1 protein-coding gene is annotated in these 2,642 nt (G+C 33.4%); it reads right to left on the minus strand.

Going from position 1 to position 2,642, the window contains the following annotated elements; all coding sequences use genetic code 11:
* Nucleotides 1–2,424 (minus strand): beta strand repeat-containing protein (locus CQA57_RS08070; RefSeq protein ID WP_147288376.1); only part of this gene is annotated, 2,424 nt, incomplete at its 3' end.
* Between the last annotated feature and the right edge of the window lie 218 nt (nucleotides 2,425–2,642).

Raw genomic sequence — 2,642 nt, forward strand, 5'->3', positions numbered from 1 at the left:
ATCAGAAACATTGCTACCTGTATTACTACTATCTAAAGGAATATTGAAAAATGTAGGGGCAGCTTGAGAGAGTTTAATATTATTTGTTCCACCAGAAGCGCTAATATCTCCTGTAATGCTTACTTTACTAGATGTATTATTTCCTAGTGTGATGTTGTTAGTTCCCTTGCCTTGTGCGCTAATTTCCTTAGCAATAATTTGACTATTATTACCCAAAGTAATTTGATTGATATTAATTCCATCATTATTGGCAACAATGCTATTGGCTTTTATTATTCCACTTTCGGTTGCTGTAATAATATTTTTTCTACCTTGATCTCCATTATAATGATTTCCTGCTAATATCATATCTACATCAATATCAAGAGTTTTTGCAATAATCGTATTAGTAGCATTCCAACCACCTTCTGCTTTGATAGAAATATTATTTTCACTATCTTCTGCTTTTTTAATAGTAATACTTCCATTTTCTGCTTTGATAGTATTTGTTCCAGCATTGTTAGTAATACTACCATTGATAGCAAGAGTAGAATCTGCAGTATAGAGTGTTATTTCATTAGTTCCACTATTTGCTGAGATATTTCCAGTAATAGTATTTGCAACAGAGCTTGCTTTACCTTTAGGAGTTCCACCAGAAGAAGTATCTTCTCCAAAAGTGATAGTATTTGTTCCAGAGGATGCGGAGATATTGCCAACTATGGAGTTTGTGGTGGCAGAATTATTAAATGTTATTTTATTGGTTCCACTACCATTAGCTTGGATATTTCCAAGAATTTCGTTTGATATTGATGTCTCCATAAAATTGATGGTGTTTGTTGCATGAGCATCTCCATATCCACTTACAATAATATTTCCACTAATTTTATTTGTTCCTGCAAAGAAATTAATATTTGTTGTTTTTATTCCCTTAGCTGCATTAATACTTGTTCTAATATTTCCATCGATAATATTATTTGCATTACCATAAAAACTAACAGATATATTACTGCTGGCACCCCCATCCATAATTCTTAATGCGTCATTTTCACTACCCGAAATACTCCCAGTAGCTGTGTTAATCTTTCCAATCGTAGCATCACCATTTGTTGCAAATACAATCGTAGCACTACCATCTCTAGCATAAATACCATGGGTAATCTTTGAAGTTGCATTTCCACTTGCTGTAATTGCATTATTACTATCTGTTGGACGAGTTCCAAAAAATATATCATTATTTCCTCCATGAGCATCAACCATACCATCAATTTCATTTTTTGCATTTTTTGCATTACTAGAAAAAGTAATCGTATTTTTTCCATTAGAAGAATAAACATTACCACTGATTTTTGCACTTGAACCACTAGAAAAAGAAATGGTATTTGAGCCTGCGGTATAACTATAACTACTTGAATTAGATTGGATTGTTCCAATTATATTTTGTTCACCAGTATTATTAAAGGTAATCGTATTTGTTCCTATGGAAATTTTTATAACTGCGGTTGTGGTATTGTTATCGCTAGATTTTATAGAAGCGTTACCATTTCCATTGAAATTTATGATATTTTTAGAACTTGTGTTGGCACCTTGATCATCATGAATTACACCCTCTATTACGCCACCATTGCTAAAGATTGCTTCATTTGTTCCACCTGCTGCTAGTATGTTTCCAGTAATTTTGGAATCTTGTTGCCCAAGAGTGATTTTATTATATCCTTGTCTAGCAGCTCCATCTATTCTTGCTTCTATATTTCCTTGCATTGAACCCTTTGTGAAAGTTACATGGTTTCCTTTTTCTTTATTTAGATTACCGCCGTATCCAGTTCCATAGGCAATAATATTTCCTTGCATTACTATATCAGTGGCATTGCCAGCTCCATCAAAAATCACTTCTTTTTTAGTAAAATCATTGCCACCTACAGTGTCTTTGATTCCTGTCTGAATATTACCAGTGAGTTTAGCACCATTATTAAAATTTGCCTTAAGTGTTCCGGCATTAGAATTTCCGTTTATCTGAGCACCGATGTTTCCTATCATGTCTTTATTGAAAGTTGCTGTAAGATTTGCACCACCACCTATAAGCTGTAAGTTTCCTTTAAAAGAAAAATCCCCTGAGGTAGTATTACTTAAATCTAGAGTAAAGGTTTTTCCACTAGGACCTTGAAATACTAATGTTCCTGTTCCATTGGCACCCATTTGGATACCTTTGCTATTACCATTGATTTCAAGTGTAGATGTCGAACTATTTACAGCGATAGTAAAACTATTAGAATCTCCACTTGTTGTTGTAGAACTACTACCATCGAAGTTGATGGTAAGCTTTTCAATTGCACTAGTTCTGCTATTTAATGATGGAATATACGCACTAGTTCCGCTATTTACACCCTGCCAAGTGATCTTTGAGGTAGTGGTATTAATTTCTGTTGCATCAGCACAGATAAAAGGCACTCCTGTAGAAGTAGAACAACTAGTAGCACTTGCAATATTTGCACTTAAAAATAAAGCTAACGAACTTGCAACTAAAGGTTTAAAGAATCTTTTTGAATTGTTGCTTGAAGAGAAAGAGACATTTAAAGAATTATTTGTATCCCCCCCCCCCTCTGTAGTAGTGAAATATTTCTTTTCATTATAAACTCCTTATTTTTAATAAATAATTTTTTTAAAAG

Origin of the sequence: Helicobacter anseris (genome assembly GCF_003364335.1) — a bacterium.
Taxonomy (GTDB): domain Bacteria; phylum Campylobacterota; class Campylobacteria; order Campylobacterales; family Helicobacteraceae; genus Helicobacter_H; species Helicobacter_H anseris.